Genomic DNA, 856 nt, shown 5'->3' with positions numbered 1-856 from the left:
ATATAGGCTGGGGTAGCATGATGTTCGTCAAGGATATCCTGCCAAAAGTGCCGGCTATCGGCTATTGTGAATTTTTCTACAAGGCCGAGGGCGCCGACGTCGGTTTTGCTCCCGATGATCATCCGGATGCCGAAACCCGTAAACGATTGAGACTGCGCAATGTCGCGCAGCTTCTCTCGCTGGAAGCGATCGACGGGGGGATCAGCCCCACCCGTTGGCAAAAAAGCCTTTATCCGGTCTCTGCCCGGAGTCGGATCGCTGTCTGTCATGAGGGCGTCGATACGGAAATTTTCCGCCCTGACCGCAACGCGTCGCTGCGGCTGCCTGATGGGCGCTTGTTGAAAGCCGGCGATCCGCCAATCATCACTTTTGTCGCTCGGGACCTCGAACCCTATCGCGGTTTTCCGCAAGCACTCGCGGCGGCGGCAAAGGTCATACGCCAAAATCCAGATGCGCTCTTCGTATTTGTCGGCGGCAATGGCGTCAGCTATGGAACACCCCCACATGGTGGAGGGTCCTGGAAGGATGCGTTACTCGCCAGCCATGATATTCCGCCAGACAGAATTGTGTTTCCCGGAGCCATTTCGCACGATCTCTTGCGAAAGCTCTACCAGATATCAACTGCCCATATCTACCTGACATATCCTTTCGTGCTGTCGTGGTCAGTGATCGAGGCAATGTCTTGTGGCGCCTTGATAATCGGCTCCGATACGCCGCCGGTTCAGGAAATTGTCCGAGCCGGGACGAATGGCCTCCTCGTGCCATTCTTTGATACCGATGCTTTGGCTGATACGATCCTTCGAGTCCTGCAAAAGCCTGAGGATTTTCTGCCGCTACGCATTGCCGCCCGTAAGAC

Annotated in this window: 1 protein-coding gene; it reads left to right on the top strand. The window is 55.8% G+C overall.

The window, feature by feature from the left end:
* Positions 1–856, top strand: an 856-nt coding sequence (locus ACXJ5O_RS28520; protein ID WP_457302846.1) for a glycosyltransferase, incomplete at both ends; no start/stop codon positions are given.

It is taken from the genome of Phyllobacterium sp. P5_D12 (genome assembly GCF_054049495.1).
This window is presented reverse-complemented; position numbering and strand designations above follow the sequence as displayed.